Below are 21,053 nucleotides of genomic sequence, written 5' to 3'. Positions count from 1 at the left end.
CGTTTAAGTAAAGATTATGAAAGACTACCCCAAACCTCGGAGACATTTATCTATATTGCGATGATTCGTATCATGGTCAGACGATTGGCATGATTTTTGACTGGTTTTGACTTTTAAAACATCCTCTTAGAGACTCCTACATCTGACAAGCTACAAACCATAGTCAAGAATGAGGGAAATAACTTTATTGCAGATATTCCTAATACTCAACTGCGCCTCACAAATGGCAATTCCTTCCGCCAAGAAAAACCAGTTTCTGGAATCACTGAAATAATAGTGATAAATCAAGATGCTAATAGTATTCGAGTAGTAGTGGCGGGTGAAGTAAGTGCGCCAAAAGTCGAGCTGTTTGACGACGACAAAGGTCTAGTTTTTGGCGTGATACCAGCTATTACCTCTACACAACAACCACAAACGCCTGATACATCCAATCCTAGTAGTGAAACACCAGCGACAATACCTTCTACTGAGGCTGACGAACCCATTGAACTGACAGTCACCGGTGAGCGAGAAGGCGAATATAACGCTCAAAATGCCCCAAGTTCCACAAAAATCGACGCACCCTTACGCGACATACCCCAAGCTATTCAGGTAGTTCCCGAACAGGTTCTCAAAGATAGGCAAGTGACACGTTTAGACGAGTTTACTGATAACGTCAGTGGTGTTCAACGAGTATTTGGTTTTGGAACTACATCAGGCTATAACATTCGTGGTTTTTTTGCTGGGTATGAAAGCCTACGCAACGGCTTTCGAGATCAAGGAAACCAGCGTGATATTGCCAATATTCAACAGGTAGAGGTTCTAAAAGGCCCATCGTCAGTACTTTATGGTGGTGGTGCTAGTGCTTCACTGAGTGGAATAGTCAACACGGTGACGAAAAAGCCTCTTGATAGTCCTTTATACCAAGCTAACTTCACTGCTGGAAGCTTTGATTTTTATCGCTCCAGCATTGATGCTACTGGCCCATTATTAAGCGATCGCTCCGCTTTGTATCGTCTGAATGTTGCCTATGATAATGCAAATAGTTATCGTGATTTTGTTAATAGCGAAAACTTTTTTATTGCACCCGCTTTAACCTTACAGCTTGGGCCACGAACAACGCTCACTACCGAATATGAACATCTCAACTACAGTTATATTTTTGACAAGGGATTGCCTTTAGATCCTGTGTCTTTACAACTCCCAGTTAACAGGTTTATTGGGGAGCCTGGTCTTGATCCAACAACTGGAACTGTTAACTCACTTACCAGTAATTTTGAACATAATTTTAGCGATAATTGGAAATTTAGACAAGGTTTGAATGTAACTATTAGTAATACTGAGGTTGGTAATTCTCGCGTCTATTCCATATCCCTACAAGACGATGGTAGTACGCTTGATCGGACATCTTCTGTAGGAGCGCAAAAGAATGAAAACTATACTCTGCAAAGCGAAGTTTCTGGAAAATTTAACACAGGTTCTTTACGCCACAATATTCTGGTAGGAGTGGAGTTAGCTCGATTTAAATATGGCTATGATGTTTTTGAAGCTCCTTTAGCTCCCATCAATATTTTTAATCCAGTTTATGGTGCTAGACCAGGAGCATTTACACTAAGTTTTGCTGGGGAACAAGGAGCAGATAATGTAGGTATTTACTTACAAGATTTAGTTGAACTTTCGCCTAATCTAAAAATTGCGGTAGGTGGTCGTTTTGATGTAGTTGATTCTTTCTATAAAGACCGTCCAACTAATACAGTAGTTAACGAACAAACCGACAGCCGATTCTCACCGCGTGTTGGGATAGTCTATCAGCCGAGTATGTCAACATCTGTTTATTTCAATTGGACTAATTCTTTTGTTCCACAAATATTTAGTAGAAGCCGGACAAATGAACAATTCAAGCCAGAAATTGGCGAACAATTTGAGGTTGGGTTAAAGCAAAATTTATTCGATGATCGTATATCAGCAACTCTGGCATTTTACCAAATTACTCGACAAAATGTGCTGACTCCAGACCCTGTTGATCGTGATAACTTCAGCATCCAGACAGGTGAACAAAGAAGTAGAGGAATTGAACTAGATGTTGCTGGAGAAATAATACCAGGCTGGAAAATTATTGCTACCTATGCTTACACTAATGCTGAAGTTACCGAAGATAATAACCTGAATCTTATCGGCGATCGCACAACAGGCGTACCTGAACATAGTACTAGTTTATGGACTACTTATGAATTCCAACGTGGAAACTTGCAAGGTTTAGGGTTTGGTTTAGGTTTAATATATGCAGCTTTATTCGCTCCTTTATCAAAGGAGATCATCAGGAAATATATACAATTTTACAAGAAACTAATGCCGATTTGCTAGTAATCAGCACATGTGCGCCGCTCTACTCTACTTAATGGGATTGATAGCTTATAAATGTAAAATCCCAAGTGTTTATTTGACAGATATGTTTATATTCTTACCACCTCTAAAGACAATTCACCAGGGAACAAAAGATATAGAGTTATCAAATAATTTCACTAATAAATATAAATTTAAAGGTTTTATAGACAAAATTAAAAAGAAAGTTACTTACTTGATTGGTATTGATTTAGACATCAAAAGTATTATTAAAAAATTTGCAACTGATAGCAAAGTACCTATAGGATTATTAGATTTTTCTCAAAGTATTCCATTTTTTTTACCACACCTATTCTTATGCCCAGAAGAGTTAGATTTCCCTGACTCTTTAAGAGAAAGATGTTATTATGCTGAAGCTTCTATAGATTTCCAAAGGCAAGAAGTTCCTTTTTTATGGTCAAAACTAGATAAGGATAAAGTTTTGATTTATTGCGCCTTGGGAATTACTGTAGGAGCGATCGAAACTTTAAGTCTAAATAATGCTAAACAGTTTTTTCAAAATGTAATCAATGCGATATCCCTTAAAAAGGAATATCAATTAGTTTTATCAGTAGGTGATTATATTAATCTTGACGACTTTTCACTCATTCCTGAGAATGTAATAATCGTTAACAAAGCACCCCAATTAGCACTTCTCGAAAAAGCATCTATAGCAATTATAGCTGGAGGAATACATACTGTTAAAGAGTGTATATTCTGTGGAGTACCAATGATAGTATTTCCAATATGTGTTGACCAACCAACAAATGCAGACAGGGTTAAATATCATGGTTTAGGTGTAGTTGGTAATATAAACAAGGCGTCTGTCAATACTATCGTTGATTTAGTTGAAACAATAGAAAATGATTTATTATTGCAGGAGCGAGTAAAAGTATGGAGCAAAAACTTTCAGGAATTAGAAACCTCTGGTAAAGCAATAAAAATTATATTAAGAACGCTAGAAGATGCTAAAAAAGCTTGTTGATATAAAGGTAGTGATATCAGTTTTTGTTGAAATGTAAATTTTATCATTTTTCTTATTTTTTTTCTGTCAAGTGGCAATAAGAAATATTGCAATATTAAACTATATTGTATTAAATTTTAGTTTATATTTTGTATTTTATAAACTTTAGTTAAAGAGAAAAAATAGTGTCTATGATAGTTCCAAAAATTAAAAAATTAAACATAGTATTTCGGCACTTCTTAGGGGGAGTATTTTTATTACAAAGCCTAACTGCTTGTAGTTCTACTTCCCAAAATTTTACAGCAGTAGGGGCAATATCTAAGTCCAAAGATGAGATTGTGGTAGCTTTGGGGTGGGATGATTTTGATGATAGGGGGTTTGATCCCACATTAGGTTGGAATTATTATGGGCCTCCTCTCTTTCAGAGTATGCTGCTACGTCGTAACGAAAAATTAGAATTAGTCAATGACGTAGCTCAAATTTACAGCATTAGCAGCGATCGCAAAATTTGGACTTTTAAAATTCGTCAAAATGTCCGTTTTTCCGATGGTCAGCCCTTAACAGCAGAAGATGTTGCCTACACCTTCAACCAAACCAAACAGAGTGGGGGACAGGTTGATTTAACGATTTTAGATAAAGTAGTTGTCAAAAGTCAATATGAGATTGAATTGCATTTAAAACGACCTCAGATTACTTTTATTAATCAAATAGCTAGCTTGGGAATCGTACCTAAACACGCACATAATAAAAACTACTTCAAAAAACCTATTGGTTCGGGCCCTTATCGTTTAGTGCAATGGAATCGCGGTCAGCAGTTGATTATTGAAGCTAACCCTGACTACTATGGAACGCCACCAGCCATCAAGCGCCTTGTCTTCCTCTTCACCCAAGAAGATGCAACGTTTGCAGCAGCTAAGGCTGGCCGGGTTCAAATAGCCCGTGTTCCCTCATCTCTAGCGGTTCAGCAGATTGCTGGGATGAAGTTGTATGCACGCAGCAGCGATTTACATGCTGGCTTGATGTTTCCTTATGTTCCGAATACAGGAAAGAAGACTCCTAAAGGTGATCCAATTGGCAATAACGTCACCGCAGATCGGGCAATTCGTCAAGCGGTTAACTACGCTATCAATCGACAGTTTTTAGTTGATAATATTCTTGAAGGTTATGGTTCACCTGCCTACACTCCCGTGAGTGGTATGTTTTGGGAAGAACCCAACGCTGTTATTAAAGATGCAGATGCAAAGAAAGCTAAACAGATTCTTGCTGCTGCTGGTTGGGGCGATGGTCAAAGACCCGCCTTCGGCGATCGCAACAAAGATGGCATTTTAGAAAAACAAGGACAAAAAGCCGAGTTTAGCATTCTCTACCCAGCCAAAGATACAACTCGCCAAGGACTAGCCTTAGCTGTAGCCCAGATGCTCAAGCCAATTGGCATTCAAGCCAATGTCGAAGGCAAGAGTTGGAAAGAGATTTCCACTCGGATGCATAGCGATGCCGTTGTTTACGTTTTAGGCACTTACGATCCGCTGGTAATTTACAACCTATATCATAGTTCGGCAAGGCTAGGAGATTGGCAAAACCCTGGTTACTACGCTAACTCAACCGTTGATTCAATGCTCGACCAGGGGATGGCATCTGCCTTAGAAACAGAAGCCAGCTTGTTCTGGAAAAAGGCACAGTGGGACAATCAAACCGGAATAACTACTAAAGGTGACGCAGCCTCTACTTGGTTGGTTAGTCCTGACCAGACCTACTTTGTCAGCACCTGTCTTGACATTGGTGAATCGCAGAGTCAAGACCGCAACTACAACGGTTCGATACTAGCTAACATTACTGCCTGGAAATGGATATGCAACTAACCAATGCTGCTTGGCTACAAAAAAACAATCCCTTGAAGTTCATTTTGCGATTCCTGCTGCAAAAACTCCTGCATCTGTTCTTGTTACTGCTAGCAGTTTCAGTTCTCACTTTTGTGCTGGTGAGTTTATCTCCAGTCAATCCGATAGATGCCTACATTGGCTCTGATGTTATGCGTGTTGGTGCAGAACAACGGGCATTAATCGCCCAACGTTGGGGGCTAGACCAGCCAATGATTACACGTTTTTTCCTTTGGCTGGGGCAATTACTTCAGGGTAATTTAGGGACTTCCCTAACTTACAACCAGTCGGTATCTGAGGTAATTGGCGATCGCTTTGGGGCATCTTTGGCATTAATGGCGATCGCTTGGTTGCTATCAGGATTTTTCGGGGTGATTCTCGGCATCCTGGCAGGGGCAAAGGAAGGTTCATTGCTAGATCGCATAATTCGGCTGTATGCCTATACCTTGGCATCTGCTCCCACTTTTTGGATTGCTTTGCTATTGTTAACGGTATTTTCTGTACAATTGCAAGTTACCCCAATTTGCTGTGCCGCGCCACCAGGGGTTTTGCTCCAGGATGTCACAATTTGGCAACGCCTCCAACATTTGGTGTTACCAGCCTTAGCACTAAGTCTGATGGGTGTGGCAAATATTGCCCTTCATACCCGTGAAAAGCTGATTGAAATTCTCCATAGTAATTATGCCCTGTTTGCCTACGCCCAAGGAGAAACAATTACTGGGGTCATTTGGCATCACGGACTGCGGAATATTGCTTTACCTGCCATCACTTTGCAGTTTGCTAGCTTGAGTGAATTGTTTGGCGGTTCGGTGTTAGCTGAAAAGGTGTTTGACTATCCCGGTCTAGGTAATGCCACAACCCAGGCAGCTTTACGCAGCGATGTACCTTTACTGGTAGGCATTGTTTTCTTCAGCGCCCTGTTTGTATTTACAGGCAACCTTATGGCTGACCTTGCTTATCAGGTGATTGATCCCCGTATCCGTATTGGAAAATCTGCATCATGAAGCTTCCTACTGTTCTACCCGCCTTACAAAATTTCCGACCTAAATCATCCTTAGTTTTGGGTAATCGTCGAGGACGGACATTAGCGATCGCCATCATATCTATACTAATTTTAGGCATTTTACTATTTAGTACCCTAATTATTGGCTCATCTGGTCTAGAGATTGCCCTGCCAGAACGCAATTTACCGCCTTCACTATCTCACCCCTTCGGTACCGACTGGTTGGGGCGAGATATGCTCACCCGCACTCTCCACGGATTAAGTTTGAGTCTGTGGGTAGGGCTGCTAACCGCTAGTATTAGCGCAGTGATTGGTTTAGTGGTGGGAACCCTTTCTGCAACATTTGGCGGCAAAGTCGATGCTTTGATCATCTGGATAATTGATGTATTTTTTAGTCTGCCCCACTTAGTGCTAATTATCCTGGTAGCATTTGCAGCAGGTGGCAGTACTCAAGGATTAATTATTTCTATCACCTTGACTCATTGGTTTAATCTAGCGCGGCTGCTGCGGGCTGAGGTGCTTGGGATAAAAAGTTCTGAGTACATTCAACTTTCATCTAAACTGGGGCATTCTCCTGTGTGGATTGCCCGACATCATATTTTACCGCACTTAGTACCCCAGTTTTTTGTGGGACTGGTGCTACTATTTCCCCATACAATTCTCCACGAAGCTGGTCTTACCTTTTTAGGTTTAGGTCTTTCACCAGAAACTCCTGCGATCGGAATTATCTTATCAGAATCGATGCGTTACCTATCCGTTGGCTACTGGTGGTTGGGGGTTCTCCCCGGAATTGCCCTGCTAATGGCAGTTCAAACCTTTGATATTTTGGGTGCAAGTCTGCGTACCTTGCTCGATCCTAAAACAAGTCAGGAATAATTCGCAATTCGCAATGACGCTCGTTCCTCGCTAACGCTGCGCTAACGCAATTCGCAATTAATTCAAAATCTCAAATCTCGAATTTTAAGATGTTATCAGTTCAAAATTTAAGTGTCAGTTTCGCAATGTATGATGTGGGCTTAACCCAGAAGCAATTACCTGTGATTACTGACTTGGATATAGAAATAAATTCTGGTGAAGTAGTGGCGGTTCTTGGTTCTAGTGGCTCTGGTAAAAGCTTATTGGCTCATGCCATCTTGGGTATATTACCGCACAACGCCCAAGTGACAGGACAGATGATTTTCAAAGGAGAACCGTTAACTGTAGAACGTCAGGCGCAGTTGGGAGGAAAGCAAATCGCCCTAATTCCCCAATCCATAAGCTACCTTGACCCTTTGATGCGTGTTGGTTCTCAGGTGCATCGGGCAGGTCGTTTGAGTGGATTGCCTAATACAAAAGCTAGTCAAGTGGTTGATCGGGTATTTGACCGCTATAGTCTGGCTCCATCAGTTAAGCAGCAGTATCCTTTTCAAATTTCAGGAGGTATGGCACGGCGAGTGCTGGTTGCTACTGCGGCTGTAGGTCGTGCTGAGTTGATAATTGCTGATGAACCTACTCCCGGTTTGCATCCTGATGTTGTTGTGGAGACGCTGAACCATCTGCGTGAACTTGCTGATGACGGTAAAGGAGTGATGCTGATTACCCATGATTTAGAAGCAGCATTACAAGTGGCAGATAAGGTGGCTGTGTTTTATGCAGGAACGACGCTAGAAATTGCGGCGGCTCTTGATTTTACCTCTGGAAATCTGCGTCATCCTTATACTCAAGCCTTGTGGCGATCGCTTCCTCAAAATGAGTTTATCCCTGTTCCCGGTAGCCAACCCAGCCCAGAAGCTTTGCCTGTTGGTTGTCTATTTGGCGATCGCTGTTCCTTAGCAACAGAAGCTTGCAGGGAAACCCGTCCCCAGTTTCGTATAGTACGGGGCGCTCCCGTAAGGTGTATCCATGCTGAAAACTGAACATTTATCTTTTCGTTATTCCCAACAACCCTGGATTGTGCATGACTTGAGTTTGGAACTGGAAAGGGGTGAAGTTGTGGGCTTGACTGGGCCGAGTGGTTTGGGTAAAACCACGATTGGTAAGCTCCTAGCCGGATATTTGCAGCCAACTCAAGGAAAGGTAACGTGTGATGGTCAGCCTTTACCCAATAAAGGTTATTGCCCTGTACAGCTGATTTTTCAAAACCCTGAACTAGCTGTCAATCCACGCTGGCGAATTAATAAAATTCTCGCAGAAGGGCAGCCTCCCTCAGTTGATTTGCTTGCTTCTCTGGGCATTCACCAAAGTTGGCTAAGTCGCTATCCTCATGAACTCAGTGGGGGTGAGTTGCAACGAATTGCAGTAGCGCGATCGCTCAACTCTCATACTCGCTACCTAATTGCAGATGAAATGACGGCAATGCTAGATGCTAATACTCAAGCTCTGATCTGGCAGGTTGTCATCAAATATGCTAGAGAGCATGAGGTGGGGATTTTAGCGATCAGTCATGAAGCCCCATTGCTTAAACGCCTTTGCGTGGGCGTAGCCGGCCGCAGGCATCGCACTATTGATCTGAGTACATTAATTTATCAAACTAGATGAAGATGTATTTCAGTTAATTAAATTTAGTCGTTTATGTTAACAATATATTTTTATTTATAGAAGCGATCGCTTCTATAAATAATCCAAAAATTGGCTCTTCAGTACATAGTAGAGAGCAATTTTTTTCAGGGGAGATAGGGGATAGGCAATACGGTAAGATGACCGAATATCCGATTCTAGCCATCACCTCTCACATTCTTGAAACGCTAACTCCAACGAAAACGGTAGACACCCAGGATTGACGGCTGCCCACTCGTTGGCTTCTGCAATTAGAGTTTTGTTACCTGAATCAAGATAAAATTGCATTTTGGTACTCTGCTCCAGTCTTTCACGTTCTTTGCCCCCAATTAAACATCGCGCAATCAGGCAGTACTCTCTAGCTACACGTTTGGCGTGGGATGCGGGGTGAAATGAGCAACCACCCCAACAATTGCAAACGCAAACAGGTGAGATTGCCATAGATACGGGTCTAATTGACCCTAATCCTAATCAGCCAAGACAAACAATTACACAAGAGTCTATTCAGGCAAAAGCGAGATTACTAAAAAAACATGGGCAGATTACACCAGTTATTTTAAAAGAAATAAAAGGAATTATTCAAAAAATCAGTAGTGGATTATCTGAGATAACTTTAGCCAATGCTAGTCGTGAACAACTTAAATCTTTACAAGAAATCTTGGAGCAGAAATTAAATGAAATTGGTAAGTTAATGAGATAAAATTTTGTTGTTATTTAAACTATGTTAATCAGAGTGAATGCGTCTCAAATACTTTTGAAAAACAGGTTTAAGCTCATTGCCAAGCGAAGGTAAAATTCGCGTAGCTATTGTTACTTAGTTATTAATAAAATTTTTCTGCATGAAACTCAAAGCTGATTTCTAGTTTTATTCGCAGCCCACACCATAATACTTCTCCAACCATTGCAACAAGCCTTCTTCAACGGTCGTTAAGTAAATCTGCCGTCCTAAAGACTCCAGTACTATATAGGCACAGCGATCTAGTGTTTCACCAGATCGCAAACGATAAATGCGTTTGCGGATTTGTGGCAGTTGACGATGTACTTCTGGTGAGTCAATTCTGTTGAGGTTTTCAGGTTTCACGTTTAGAGTAGTATCATGAACATCCACCTCTACAGTAAAGTCATTAAGATTAACTGCGATCGCCCAACAGCCATTATATTTCCGTTCAGTCCCCTCCAACCTAATTAAAGTAAATACGTCACCTACTTGACAAAAATCAGTAGCAAAAAACAAAGGCTTTTCCTTCAAGCGTTCCACAATACCCTTGACAATACGTCCACTTGGTAATTTACCACCAGCTTCTTCTACTCCTTGTAACCATGCAGCCGCTTGAACCTCTGGTTCAAAATTCGCTTTAGCCAAATCACGCAACTGACGTTCATTGGTCGGCATGGGAATTTGCCGACCATTGGTCGGCAGAAATTTCTGAATGTTGTCATAGACAATAGCCGCCGCAATCTTCAGGTAAGCAGCGTCGCGACTATAGTTGAAGCGATCGCGGCAATATTCCTCAAAATTCCTATGAGTACTCCGGTACAACCGCCTGTCTCTCAGCTGCCTCAAAGCAGAACCCGCCTCGTAGAATGCCCGCTCTATTTTTAGCTCCAAAAAGTGACGTTCAGCTGTTTCGTCCTGGGTTAGCTCTGAGAGCACATCAACCGTAACTACTACAGTATCAGCAGCCGATAATTCAGACTCTGTTAAAAAATTTTTCGAGTGCATGGGTTCACGCTCCACCAACTCAAGCAAAATGAGGATGACAGTGTTAAAAGTGCGCTTACACCTAGCTAGATGGGGAAGAGTCGGACTTGTCCAACAAATGTGTACATCATCCCCTCTGCATTAAATAAAGTGAATCGCCCACTAACACCGACTAAATTGGCAATCCTCACGCAAGCATCAATGAAATATCCTCGAATCCACTCTCCTGTCGCCGTTAGCACCTCGACTGGTTGGAGCTTGCGGTTGCTGAAGTTTCTACCTATAGCCGTTGGGTTCACATCTTGCTCTGCCTGGGCAGTTGCATTTGGGTATACAGAGTCAGCGTTGGGGGCTACTATTTCAGTAGAGGCTTGTAAGTAGCAGTCTGGCACTGACTCACCATCTAATGGCAACAGCGTTGGTACACCGTCGGACTCAACCAGATGGGGTACATTATCGTTAAAGCGATCGCCAATGAATTCCATATTTGACAATTCATTAGTTGACAATTGACACCCCGATTGATCAAGAGTGTCAATCGAATCACTGCCAGCAGCCGTGGGCATTTGAACGGTTGAATTGACAAATTGACATAACTCTAGCTCTTCCACATTCAATGAGGAATTTAAGTCACGGCTAGTGAGTTGCTCTGTCAGAAAAGATGCCACCGAATGTGTGTCAACCGGATCAATTATCTTGTCAAACGCAGTATCAGTTAATGTTTGAGCAATTGACACTTGTGTCAAATCTCTGTCAATTTTGTCAATTTTGCTCAGTGACACACCATTTGGCACATAAACTGAATTGGAGCCTTCACCCTCAACACGACCCCAACCCGCTGCTGCCATCATTTCCATCAGTTGTCGAATTTCAAAAGTCGGTTTTTTACGGAAAGCGCGAATGCCACTTTTGAGTATGGAAGCTGTAGCCCCTCCTAACCGTTCAGCCACCTTCTGGATTTTTAGCCCCCAAGACATTAGCCCTGATTCAGGGGAGTTTTGAGCATGAATCAATTTATGCTGCCAAAGGAAATAAGCTGCTAGCTCAATTGCCTTGGACATCGTGTCACCAGAAATGACCAGGCTTGGAGTTTCACCTCTTAAGACAGCATTGACGATGTGTAACCACAGTGCCAACCTTGCAGTGTAAGCTTCAATTTTGGCGTAGACTACTCTTAGTCCATAGGACTCTTCGGCAACTTGGGCATCTACAAGAGAATGTTGCCACGCCTCGAACAACACAGCTGCCTCTGTGTTTAAAAGGTAATCTTGTTCCGGTACGAGGGCGAGTTTTATGTAAAGCTGACGTAGTGCTTCCGAGATACCAGTATCGGGAGCAGTATTTTCTCCAACTAACTCCAGGTAACGTTTGGGGGACTTAGCAGCACAGAACAGCCACCGAGCAAAATTACCGTTGTAGTCGTTGTGATCCCCCATCATGGCAGCTAAGACTTCCCACTGGATGCTACCCGTCCTTGAAATGGCACTTTTGGGTAAACACACAGATTTTTCTGAGCGATCGTAGATAATTGCAGACCCGTTGAATTGATCGAGTTCCTGCTCTTCATCAGCACCTAAACCACCGCGATACTGATTACGAGTTTTGAATAAACCTGCTAGTTCATCCCGGTAGTACAGCAGTCCCCGTGGGTTTTCGCTATGAATCCGTTGTAATGTCTCCAGCGTGCTGTCCTTAGTTAAGTAGCGTTGGCGGACGGGTACTATTAGCGGCTCCTCTGGTGAGTCGCCATCCTGCTTTTTACCTTTACGCGCTGTTTGTAACTTATTGTATTCAGCCATCTCTATCTGATAGCGCTCAAAAGCCTCTGCTTCTAATTGCACCAATGGGTCAATAATTACTCGTTGTGCAGGTGTTTTTACGGAACCAGAATCGCCAATAATGCTCGTCCATATCACCAACGGTTGGGTGTACTTAGCGGACGGTTTGACAATTATCCGGGCTGCTGAACCAACCTGAGACGCCGCAGTTCCCAAGAGGGTCGTAAATAAAAATTCCGGAGCTGCCGGCATGGCATTAGCGGTATCAATTAACAGTCGGGCGAATTTAGGTTCGAGCAATCGGGTAAGGTCAAGTTGATCAGGGCAAGTTTTTAGCAGAGAAGAAAGTTTTTGTTTAGCAACTAAAGTATCGCTTTGTGTATCTACTTCAAAAGTAAGTAGTTTAGCTAAGTGTTCAATTTGCCGATACGGAAATCCCACCTCAGATGCCAAGTTCATCAGTGCGAGCGATCGCATTGACTCGGAATCATAACTGCCCAAAATTTTTAAAATGCGCTCGTGCAGTTTGACATCTAAAATAGGTGACTTCTTCCCAACAAAGGAATCATTACCAAAATCAGGACTACCAGAACTAGCTGATGAATTTTGATTCCGTTTAACATAAGTGTTCCAGTACCAAGCCTTAATGCAGGTTTCCACACCAGAAGGAGTGCAACTCGGACCTGGGCGCTCTTTCTCGGCTGACTTCCAGATAGCATTAACTTCTTTAGCAGGCAATGGTGGGGTGCAACGACTCGCATAGTCCTGCAAAAGTTGCTGTGGATCGCCGTAAAACCGCTGACCGATGCTAGTCAGGTGATTGGCACTGCCAATTAAGTCTCGTGCTAGTTTAGCCCCGTTGGTATTGCGACCCCCCTCATTCACCCCTGAGTTTAGCAGAGCGCGAGACTCTTTGGAGAGACAGACTTCCAGAGGTACTTCTGTAGGCACAGGCACAGAGATGTCTTGAAAAAGACACGGGGACGTGGGGATGTGCGGACGCGGGGAACTGTGTTCACGCTTTCGTTGGACTAACTCAAGATTTTGCGACAACGGTACAGAGGAACGCAATTCTTCATAGGTGTAACGAAGACCAGACTGGGAGATAATATCGCAACGTAGCGGTTCTTCCCCTGGCTTGATGTGCCATGCACCAGCCAATCGCATCACCCGACTGGGATTTTTGATGGCTGGGTCAGCGCTCGTGTAGGTTAGCAGGTCAGTTTGCAACTGCTTCCACTCTTCAACTGATATGAGTTTTTCAAACACCCAGTAAGAATGGATTGATTTTCGAGTCTGAACTTGAAAGGTTGGCTCTGGTAGCGAGAATGTTTGCCACAAATGCCGTTGTAATTCTATTTCCAGGTCGTCATGCTCAATGAAGACTGCACGGCAGAGTTGAACGTCTTCATCTTTATGACCACCGCCGTTAATCACAAAATATATGCCGTAACCCTGCTGTTGCCACTGCAAAATTTGTTTGAAATTGAGATGATCAGCTTTGCGTCCTGTGCCAGGGGCATAACAGGGGTCTTCTTTGGGCAAGAAAGCCCGGACATAAACGGCATCACCCCGCTGGTATCCCAAAAGCTCTAGCTGCTGAATCGCTTGTGAGGTATCAATGTCTAATGATAAAAATTGTGTAGTCATGACCAAGCTCCCTCCTTGTTCAAAACAGAAGTGAGCGTGGAGATAACAGCTAATGTGTGATTACGGTATCTAGAGCAATTGGCAATAAATCTGTGCTTAATGCCAGTTTTTAAGCATAAACAGTCATAAAAAGCAAAATTTGTGAAGGTTACTTCCATTGAACACTAACTCCGTGAATTTCTTGGTTGACGGAGCCGGGACAGCAACAAAAGAACAACTCTCCACGCTTACCTTTTAACGAAAATTTTGCTAAAGTCGAGATACTTCTTGGGTATCTGGATTTTTGTTCCACGTAGTTGGTAGCTGCGTGACTTTAACAAAGTTCCATTTTTTAGGTAAGCGTGGAGAGAACAGCGTACTTTTGCTGTTCTCCTCGGCTTTTTAAATTTAAATGCCAAGACAGTTTGGCGTTGTTGAATCTATAAATAGGTATCTCTGTTGGTTGTAGCAAAGAAATTTGCCGTCCCCTTCTCAGGCTTGGACAAGCTCTAGGACTAGTACTTGTCAAGTTACCTATATGCTGGGAACGCTTTGCTATATAGCGTAAAGTTAGCCCATGCTTCTACCGACGCTCGGTTCTTGTTCGCGTTCGCGAAGTCGTTTCGTTCGCGCAGCGTTTCCGTCAGGAGAAGATCGCTACGTTTACGCTGTATATGTGAGCCTAATTTTTTAGGAGCAGGCCCACAGGCGGCGGCCACCCACTACGAATGAAACAAACAAGTCAAAGCCTCTTTCCTTCTGCCTTCTACCTCCTGTCTTGTTTGTTGAAAGTTTTACAAGCCCACACTCTACCCGTACCCAGGTCAGTGTAGGTAGTTGACGGTTGTTACTATTTGAGCGGCATGGTTTTAACCCCTTTTACCTTAGAACCACTTAGTACTAGAGTACAAGTTGGCTACACGCTTGTAGATAGGTTTTTTAACACTTGCTTTAAACGTAGTTCTTGCGAACTTAGGTTAGTCAACTAAAGGACTCCTCGGCTTTTGCCTGAAGCCCTCAACTATAAGTTAGGGGTTGCTGACGAACGAGCAAGCTGTTAGATATAGAACTTAGCACTGAAAGATTTTGAGTTCAAGGGGGCAAAATCGCTTATTTGCTGGGATCACAGGTCGTTTATACGCCGGACTCACATACAAAACTATACGCCGGACTCACATACGAAACGGCAATAATGCATATTGCAATCGTGTATTAAAATACTCTCTTTTTTTGAATAAACTGTTGAAAAGACCTTTTTAACGTTTAATTTACGTAAGCAGCTAGTAAAACAATCTAAATAATGTACTGATAAAACTATACGCCGGACTCACATACAAAACGGGAGCAATATACGCCGGACTCACATACAAAACTATACGCCGGACTCACATACAAAACGTTCAAAATCATACGCCGGACTCACATATCTTTGTTTAGATTTGTTACAAAAAGTTTTTGCCCGTCTTGAAAATAGGGTTTTGGGACTAAGGGCTGGGGATAGCCCTGTCCTTGTCGAGGTGACATTAAAGCAGTCCTAAAAATGTCAAAAACTGCCTATCGATTGAGGTGACTCAATCTAGGCAAGTGTCGAAACTCCGCAAGGGAAGAACCAGGAAAGCTTCAAATCACTTTGAGGAAGCCTATACGCGTATCCCGGTTGTACCCCTATACTGTAATCTGTGATTTAGTGGGGGAGGATGTGACCAAAATGGCAATACCCTAGATAGTAGAGAAATATTAGGGAGCAGATGTGAAAGAAAAAGACGTTTTTTTCCCTGTGGATGGAGAGTTGCTGATGATATTGCCCAGAGCAGCAGCAACAATTAGAAACCCTGATGTGCAACTACCTATTTTCCAAGTGGATGCAGATGGCTATTTCTTGGAAATGCGAGTTCAAGCCGACCCCGAAAACAAAAGCGAAGTTGCTCTTACCCGTCGTGTTCGACTAGAAGATATTACGGAAGAGCAGTGGGAAGAAATAAAGGAACAGTATGCCAATGTTGATATAAAAGCCTGTACAGACGAAGGAATTAGTAAAGGACTCGAGAAGATTCAAGACCGGCGTGTTCAGCGCTTGTTTGTGGCATTGCTTACATTTTTAAATCCAAGGCAAATTTCCATTGTGTTATTCCTGTACAAGAAAGCGCGAGAGCAGGGTAATGGTCCTCTAGTTTATTTTCGGGCTAATGAGTTGTTGAAGAGTTTGGGTTATACCAGTACTCAAAAAGGTACTATCACAGCCAGGTCTAGGTCGCAGCTTAACCAAGACTTGGTTGCTCTGCATAGAACTGAGCTGGTGTTTGCTCAGTCTCTAAAAAAAGGCAATACAAGGGGAGCGAAGGTCATTGTCAAAAGTATTCTCCGTATTCGAGATTATGAAATTGATAATTTACCGCGAGATTTTGATTTAGCCAAAGCTGCTGATTACACCTATGAACTAGCAGATGCTTATACGGTGGCACTTGAATTTTTTGATGGGCCAGAGCAGACAGGAGACTATGTTCTCTTTTCTAACACCATTGATATTAAGCAGAAGCAGGGGAGTAATGCCAAGTATGACTACAAGACGAAGTTACTGATTTATTTTGCTAACCGGATGAAATGGGATACATTAACTGATGGACAATATTTGGTAATTTCTAGGCAATATCTATTTAAGAATCTAGATTTGTTAGCCAGTAACCAGTCTAGGAACAACCAAATTCTGTGGCGGACAATAAAAGAACTGCAAGCTGAGGGTTATATATTAGATGCCCAAGAAATATCTGGAAAACGGAAGATGATCAATATACACTTGAAAATCAACCAGGATAAACTACGCTGTAACTGATAAAAATACCTGTAAAGCCGGTGTTGCACTCCCGAATAAGTTCATGTATTTTTCTATGCCTCGACTAAAAATAAAAAATACTGAACAAGCTAAATTAGCTCTATTTGAGCAGATTAAAAAGGTGATTACAGCCTTAGAAAAACAAAGACTTTTTTTGAAATAGGGTGAACTTGCTCCATCCGGTGCTTGGGTAGCACATTATCAAGTACGGCAGAACAACAAAAATTCTGTGTCAATTAACTATACAATATATGACAAGTATGTTAATATATATTATTTTCTTGTCTCCCCTTAACTATAATCCGCTCAATAATCTCTTCCGGCAGTTTATAAAGATTAGCAATCTCACTAAGAGTAGCAACTCCTAGCTCAAACATATTCCTAATCTCCAAAATTTGCTTATTATTAAGGATTTTTCCATCCAAATTATCTACATTTGTACCAGATATCTCTGGCTGACCAAACTCATAAATTCGCAAACCCTCTTTATATGGAAGTGCGCCTTGTACATAAGCACACTCAACCCAAATCAATGCTTCTTCACTACGATTCTTGCCTATAGGACAAAGACGGTAATGCCTTCTTCTGTGGTAACTACTAAACTGCCTTTTAGGTTCAGTATTACTGACCACTTCTGATTGTTGAAAGTTATCAACTTTACCTATCTCATCACTCGAAAAAACTCCTGTTCGACAACTACGCTTACCACATATTTTAACTAGCGAATATCCCTGCTTATCTATTTTTAAAAGTGCTTTACTCCTTGTATTTGCATCATCTGATTCTAATTCTTTACGCAAATTATTGGGAATAAATCCAGGTATTTGTTCTGAAATTTCTTCAGTTAACCGATAATTAGTTGTGTAAAATATAGCATTGATAACTAACTTTAAAAATTTTAATATAAATTTATAACACTTATTATCATGAAATTCTTCAAATTCATAGAATAAAAGATCGTTCAAGAATTCTATATTAAAATCAACATCAATTTTATCAAGTAAATTATTCTCCTCTAGATAATGAAATATGGCTTTTTTATGAGAGGCAGAAGTATCTATTATCTCCCAGTCTAAAGCTTCCCCAATAGTTATATCTGGATTAATTAAAGGAATTCTTACAGAAAGTGCTTCGGTCGGATACTCCAGCCAATTATCACTCAAAACTGCAAATTCTGGAGAACCAATTAATGCTAATTCAAAACCACCACTAGCTATTTCTTTTACATATACCCCCTCCAAGTAATATTTATTTATTTGCTTAGTTTTTGTTGACAATGAATATAAAAATTCACTGTTTACCACATGTCCCAGTTCTAACTCTAAGTCTTTTTGCAAACCAAAATGTAAATAAAAAGCTGGATATGGCAGTTTGACATCGCGTAAAGGAATGTTTTCTATATTTGTATTCTTAAAGGACTCTAATAAACATTGAGGAAAATCAAAAATATTTTTGCCTAAGTTATAAAAATTTACAAAAGCTAATGCCAACTTCAATTCATGGAGAATGTTAGCTTTCCAAGTGTTGACAACAGCTGAATATTCGTCATCAATTATCTCTGTACCTAAAGATTCTGGATTGAGAGCTTGATTTGGCACTTCTGTGAAAGTCTTTTTCAGATATTTTGCATAAGTTGTATTACCAGGAGTGTCGCATATTATCTCAGTAAAAAATTCATAAAAATCAGTTTGCAATGTACTAGTATTAAATATCTCTGCTGAAGGTAAAACAGCAAAATCTACTAGTTGAGCAGCATAGATTTTTTGATATTTATTGACAAATTTAGGTAAATACCTGCGAACTAGAGCATACCGATAAGGAAAATACTTTTGTTGTCTTTGAAATCCCTTAAGAGTCTTAGAATCGATTCCCAATAATGAAGAGGTACTCATATGCAATCCTAATTGACAAACTTCTTGTACCAACAATATTCAATATCGCTTATACCATTTCACTTTAAAATTGAAAATTGATACAAATAGGCGGCAGGGTGGGCAGGGAGCAGGGGGAAAGAATTAGAAGCTAATCATTTATTTGTATCAGGTATTTCGTGAAATGGCATTAACGCCTAAACGGAAGTGAAAAATTTGTAAAGGTATGCCTTCAAAGTATTGTATTTGGTTGATTAAAGCAAAATTTAGGAATCATCATTCAGTATGAATTGGAATCCTACTGTCGAACCCGAAGAGCGGATGAATAAGTGTGAAATACTGCGCTAAATCGTTCAAGTAGACTCTCTGTTAGGAGAAGATTTAGCAGTCTCTAATTAGCGGCGAGTCTGTAGCAAGATCCCGCAGGGTATCCGCCACTTTGTTGTTCTGAATTCTTCCTCAACTAGGGGAGACTTTTATTTGCACTCTGCTGAAGGATTGTGTAAATACTGATTGAACAAATCTTAGTGGATAATACATTCTACAAATTAGAAATGCAAGGCAAAATCAAGAACAATACAGAGTCAATCAGAATTCAACTGTAAACGGTCTATTTTACTGGTAATTTGCTGTAGTTCTTGAGAAAGTGACTGTAGCAGGAGTGATTGGGCTGAGTGTAAAAAGAAATGATCGCCCTTGAACATTTGTAGTGAGAATGCAGCATTTGTCTGCTCGCGCCAAGCTTGAAGTTCATCGCAATTAGCCTCTTGATCCTGTAAGCCACCAAAAGCAGTAATAGGACAATCAAGTGGTGGCTCAGTAGTATATACGTAAGTTTCTAGAACTTCAAAGTCTGCTCGTATAATTGGGACAAGAAGTTGCATTAATTCGGCATTTTCCAGCAGTGCTTCGGGAGTACCATTGAGACGGCGTAGTTCTTCTATGAACTCAGGTTCACTGAGAGCATGGATAGGTGGATCTGGATCGGGAATTTGTGGAGCGCGGCGGCCGGAAACAAACATCTGTACTGGTTCAAGACCGTACTGTTTGCGGAGTAAACGGGCTAGCTCAAAACTGACAACTGCTCCCATGCTGTGACCAAAGAAGGCGAATGGCTTGTTTAAATGTGGAAGCAAGGCGGGAGCAAACTGATTCCTTGTCAGCGCTTGGGCGATCGCACCGACAAGAGGTTTTAGTCGCGAAAATGGGGCTGACTTCATCTGGGTTCCTCGTCCAGGAAGTTCAATAGAGCAAACTTCCACAGTTTTAGGTAGACTCTCAGCCCATGTGCGAAAAATTATAGAACTACCACCTGCATACGGGAAGCAGAATAAACGCACTGAAGCATGAGGATTAGGTTTGGTATATGTTAGCCAAGAGTTAAATGTTTGTGTGGTTGTCATATTTTCATGTCGAATTTCTGTTGCTCTGGTCAAGAGTCCAGAGTTTTTTGACCCTTCACTCTTGACCTTGGACAACCTTTACGAAAAATCAAATGTGTTATGATTTGCTTCCAGCAGCTTCTTCCATTTTCTTGCGAAGGCTAAGTGGTCTCATATCAGTCCAAACTTCTTTGATGTAATCTAGACATTCTTGTTTCAAACCACTTTTGCCAGCATCCTTCCAGCCGAGTGCGTTTTCTCTGTCAGCAGGCCAAATGGAATACTGTTCTTCATGATTGACTACAACTTTATAAATTGTTGTGTCTTCTTTGTCGTCTTGGTACATAATTTATCTCCGTGGTATTTAATTGGCTATGTTTTCTAAGATTTGATAATCCAGTACTTTACTACAAAAAGATCCATTAACCTCAATAATTTGCACGGGGAAATCTCACGATTCCACTGGTTCAAGATGTCCATTACCTTCTAAACTTGCCAGTTCAATATCTGCAATACATCGAACTTTCACATAATTCAGTGTCAAGTTCCCAACCAGATGAACCCTTCCTGTTTGATGCTCAAAGTCAGCTTCTTGCAAATTAGATGCTTCTGGGTCGAGTCTGACACCTAAATCAGTACCTCCGCTAGTATTTGTGAATTTGATATGTACGTACCCTCGGTCAATACTTTCTTTCAGTGCTATAGCTGTTTTTTCCGGTCGTAAGCTTGCTTCAACAGGATGTTCCCCGGATGACAAACGTTGCACTAATTCATTCATACAGATGTCTCCCTCTTAAGAATCACTTTTGTTTTGATTTGTTGATGCTTGTACAAGTACAGGTTCGTAGACTGGAATCTCAAATGCTAAGGTCTTGTGGCAAAACTCCTTCCATTCGGGAGTTATATTGTCAAAAATGATATTCTCATCCTTGAAGATCTCATCAGTCACTACGTAATTTTCTTGTAGGTAAAGAAAGTCATCATCAGTTAACTCTCTATAGCAGTCCTAAATCATTCGTGAGAAATTACCGTACTCATTGAGCTTAGGAAAGTCAAAAATTTGACCATTGATTGCTAACTCAAATAATGCCTTGACTACAGAGAAAGAATGACAAAAAAAA

General features: G+C 41.3%; 16 protein-coding genes and 2 pseudogenes. 10 read left to right on the top strand and 8 right to left on the bottom strand.

The annotated features are described in order from the left end of the window. The 8 genes and pseudogenes from LC586_RS34245 to LC586_RS34210 form a co-directional block, all read left to right on the top strand. A pseudogene (locus LC586_RS34245) lies at nt 1-93 on the top strand (IS5/IS1182 family transposase); the annotation flags it as partial. A gap of 27 nt (nt 94-120) precedes the next feature. Next, on the top strand, nt 121-2,343 hold the full coding sequence (locus tag LC586_RS34240; RefSeq protein ID WP_229489945.1) for a TonB-dependent siderophore receptor: 2,223 nt from the start codon (nt 121-123) through the stop codon (nt 2,341-2,343). A 40-nt stretch (nt 2,344-2,383) separates the two neighbouring features. Further along, nucleotides 2,384-3,346 (top strand): glycosyltransferase, encoded by a 963-nt coding sequence (locus LC586_RS34235; protein ID WP_229489944.1) that lies wholly within the window; start codon nt 2,384-2,386, stop codon nt 3,344-3,346. Nucleotides 3,347-3,516: 170 nt separating this feature from the next. Beyond that, nucleotides 3,517-5,184 (top strand): ABC transporter substrate-binding protein, encoded by a 1,668-nt coding sequence (locus LC586_RS34230; RefSeq protein ID WP_229489943.1) that lies wholly within the window; start codon nt 3,517-3,519, stop codon nt 5,182-5,184. Then, complete coding sequence (locus LC586_RS34225) at nt 5,175-6,206, top strand: ABC transporter permease (RefSeq protein WP_229489941.1); 1,032 nt, start codon at nt 5,175-5,177, stop codon at nt 6,204-6,206. The genes LC586_RS34230 and LC586_RS34225 overlap by 10 nt, the downstream gene beginning before the upstream one ends. Further along, entirely contained in the window at nt 6,203-7,081 is an 879-nt protein-coding gene (locus tag LC586_RS34220; RefSeq protein ID WP_229489940.1) for an ABC transporter permease, read from the top strand. The genes LC586_RS34225 and LC586_RS34220 overlap by 4 nt, the downstream gene beginning before the upstream one ends. A gap of 89 nt (nt 7,082-7,170) precedes the next feature. Continuing rightward, complete coding sequence (locus LC586_RS34215; protein ID WP_229489939.1) at nt 7,171-8,100, top strand: ABC transporter ATP-binding protein; 930 nt, start codon at nt 7,171-7,173, stop codon at nt 8,098-8,100. After that, nucleotides 8,087-8,722 (top strand): ABC transporter ATP-binding protein, encoded by a 636-nt coding sequence (locus tag LC586_RS34210; RefSeq protein WP_229489938.1) that lies wholly within the window; start codon nt 8,087-8,089, stop codon nt 8,720-8,722. The genes LC586_RS34215 and LC586_RS34210 overlap by 14 nt, the downstream gene beginning before the upstream one ends. Nucleotides 8,723-8,905: 183 nt before the next feature. On the opposite strand, the gene LC586_RS40930 is transcribed toward LC586_RS34210, so the two are convergent. After that, complete coding sequence (locus tag LC586_RS40930) at nt 8,906-9,028, bottom strand: hypothetical protein (RefSeq protein ID WP_267921780.1); 123 nt, start codon at nt 9,026-9,028, stop codon at nt 8,906-8,908. A gap of 124 nt (nt 9,029-9,152) precedes the next feature. Between LC586_RS40930 and LC586_RS34205 the strand changes: the two genes are divergently transcribed. Then, entirely contained in the window at nt 9,153-9,440 is a 288-nt protein-coding gene (locus LC586_RS34205) for a ParB N-terminal domain-containing protein (protein WP_229489937.1), read from the top strand. 165 nt (nt 9,441-9,605) lie between these two features. On the opposite strand, the gene LC586_RS34200 is transcribed toward LC586_RS34205, so the two are convergent. Together LC586_RS34200 and LC586_RS34195 are read right to left on the bottom strand one after the other, a co-directional pair. Next, nucleotides 9,606-10,463, bottom strand: a complete 858-nt coding sequence (locus LC586_RS34200) for a hypothetical protein (RefSeq protein ID WP_229489936.1) — start codon at nt 10,461-10,463, stop codon at nt 9,606-9,608. Nucleotides 10,464-10,528: 65 nt separating this feature from the next. Next, complete coding sequence (locus LC586_RS34195) at nt 10,529-13,870, bottom strand: DUF3987 domain-containing protein (protein WP_229489935.1); 3,342 nt, start codon at nt 13,868-13,870, stop codon at nt 10,529-10,531. 1,729 nt (nt 13,871-15,599) lie between these two features. On the opposite strand from LC586_RS34195, the gene LC586_RS34190 reads away from it, so the two are divergent. Beyond that, nucleotides 15,600-16,679 (top strand): hypothetical protein, encoded by a 1,080-nt coding sequence (locus LC586_RS34190; RefSeq protein WP_229489934.1) that lies wholly within the window; start codon nt 15,600-15,602, stop codon nt 16,677-16,679. 263 nt (nt 16,680-16,942) lie between these two features. On the opposite strand, the gene LC586_RS34185 is transcribed toward LC586_RS34190, so the two are convergent. The 5 genes and pseudogenes from LC586_RS34185 to LC586_RS34165 form a co-directional block, all read right to left on the bottom strand. Then, nucleotides 16,943-18,607 carry an AcrVA2 family anti-CRISPR protein gene (locus tag LC586_RS34185; protein ID WP_229489933.1) on the bottom strand — a complete coding sequence of 555 codons (1,665 nt, stop codon included), beginning with the start codon at nt 18,605-18,607 and terminating at the stop codon, nt 16,943-16,945. Between the two features lie 527 nt (nt 18,608-19,134). Beyond that, on the bottom strand, nt 19,135-19,953 hold the full coding sequence (locus LC586_RS34180; RefSeq protein ID WP_229489932.1) for a thioesterase II family protein: 819 nt from the start codon (nt 19,951-19,953) through the stop codon (nt 19,135-19,137). Nucleotides 19,954-20,050: 97 nt separating this feature from the next. After that, on the bottom strand, nt 20,051-20,278 hold the full coding sequence (locus tag LC586_RS34175) for an MbtH family protein (protein ID WP_229489931.1): 228 nt from the start codon (nt 20,276-20,278) through the stop codon (nt 20,051-20,053). Between the two features lie 105 nt (nt 20,279-20,383). Next, nucleotides 20,384-20,710 carry an MbtH domain protein gene (locus tag LC586_RS34170; protein WP_229489930.1) on the bottom strand — a complete coding sequence of 109 codons (327 nt, stop codon included), beginning with the start codon at nt 20,708-20,710 and terminating at the stop codon, nt 20,384-20,386. Nucleotides 20,711-20,938: 228 nt separating this feature from the next. Then, nucleotides 20,939-21,053 (bottom strand): annotated as a pseudogene (locus tag LC586_RS34165) (IS630 family transposase); the annotation flags it as partial.

Source organism: Nostoc favosum CHAB5714 (assembly GCF_020829495.1).
Lineage (GTDB): Bacteria > Cyanobacteriota > Cyanobacteriia > Cyanobacteriales > Nostocaceae > Nostoc > Nostoc favosum.
Note: the sequence above shows the minus strand (reverse complement) of the source record. Positions and strands in the feature narration are given on the sequence as shown.

Coding starts and splice junctions, on each gene's coding strand:
- LC586_RS34230 (WP_229489943.1), top strand. CDS start 3,517: ATGATAGTTCCAAAAATTAAAAAATTAAACATAGTATTTCGGCACTTC.
- LC586_RS34225 (WP_229489941.1), top strand. CDS start 5,175: ATGCAACTAACCAATGCTGCTTGGCTACAAAAAAACAATCCCTTGAAG.
- LC586_RS34220 (WP_229489940.1), top strand. CDS start 6,203: ATGAAGCTTCCTACTGTTCTACCCGCCTTACAAAATTTCCGACCTAAA.
- LC586_RS34215 (WP_229489939.1), top strand. CDS start 7,171: ATGTTATCAGTTCAAAATTTAAGTGTCAGTTTCGCAATGTATGATGTG.
- LC586_RS34210 (WP_229489938.1), top strand. CDS start 8,087: ATGCTGAAAACTGAACATTTATCTTTTCGTTATTCCCAACAACCCTGG.
- LC586_RS40930 (WP_267921780.1), bottom strand. CDS start 9,028: ATGCAATTTTATCTTGATTCAGGTAACAAAACTCTAATTGCAGAAGCC.
- LC586_RS34200 (WP_229489936.1), bottom strand. CDS start 10,463: ATGCACTCGAAAAATTTTTTAACAGAGTCTGAATTATCGGCTGCTGAT.
- LC586_RS34195 (WP_229489935.1), bottom strand. CDS start 13,870: ATGACTACACAATTTTTATCATTAGACATTGATACCTCACAAGCGATT.
- LC586_RS34180 (WP_229489932.1), bottom strand. CDS start 19,953: ATGACAACCACACAAACATTTAACTCTTGGCTAACATATACCAAACCT.
- LC586_RS34175 (WP_229489931.1), bottom strand. CDS start 20,278: ATGTACCAAGACGACAAAGAAGACACAACAATTTATAAAGTTGTAGTC.
- LC586_RS34170 (WP_229489930.1), bottom strand. CDS start 20,710: ATGAATGAATTAGTGCAACGTTTGTCATCCGGGGAACATCCTGTTGAA.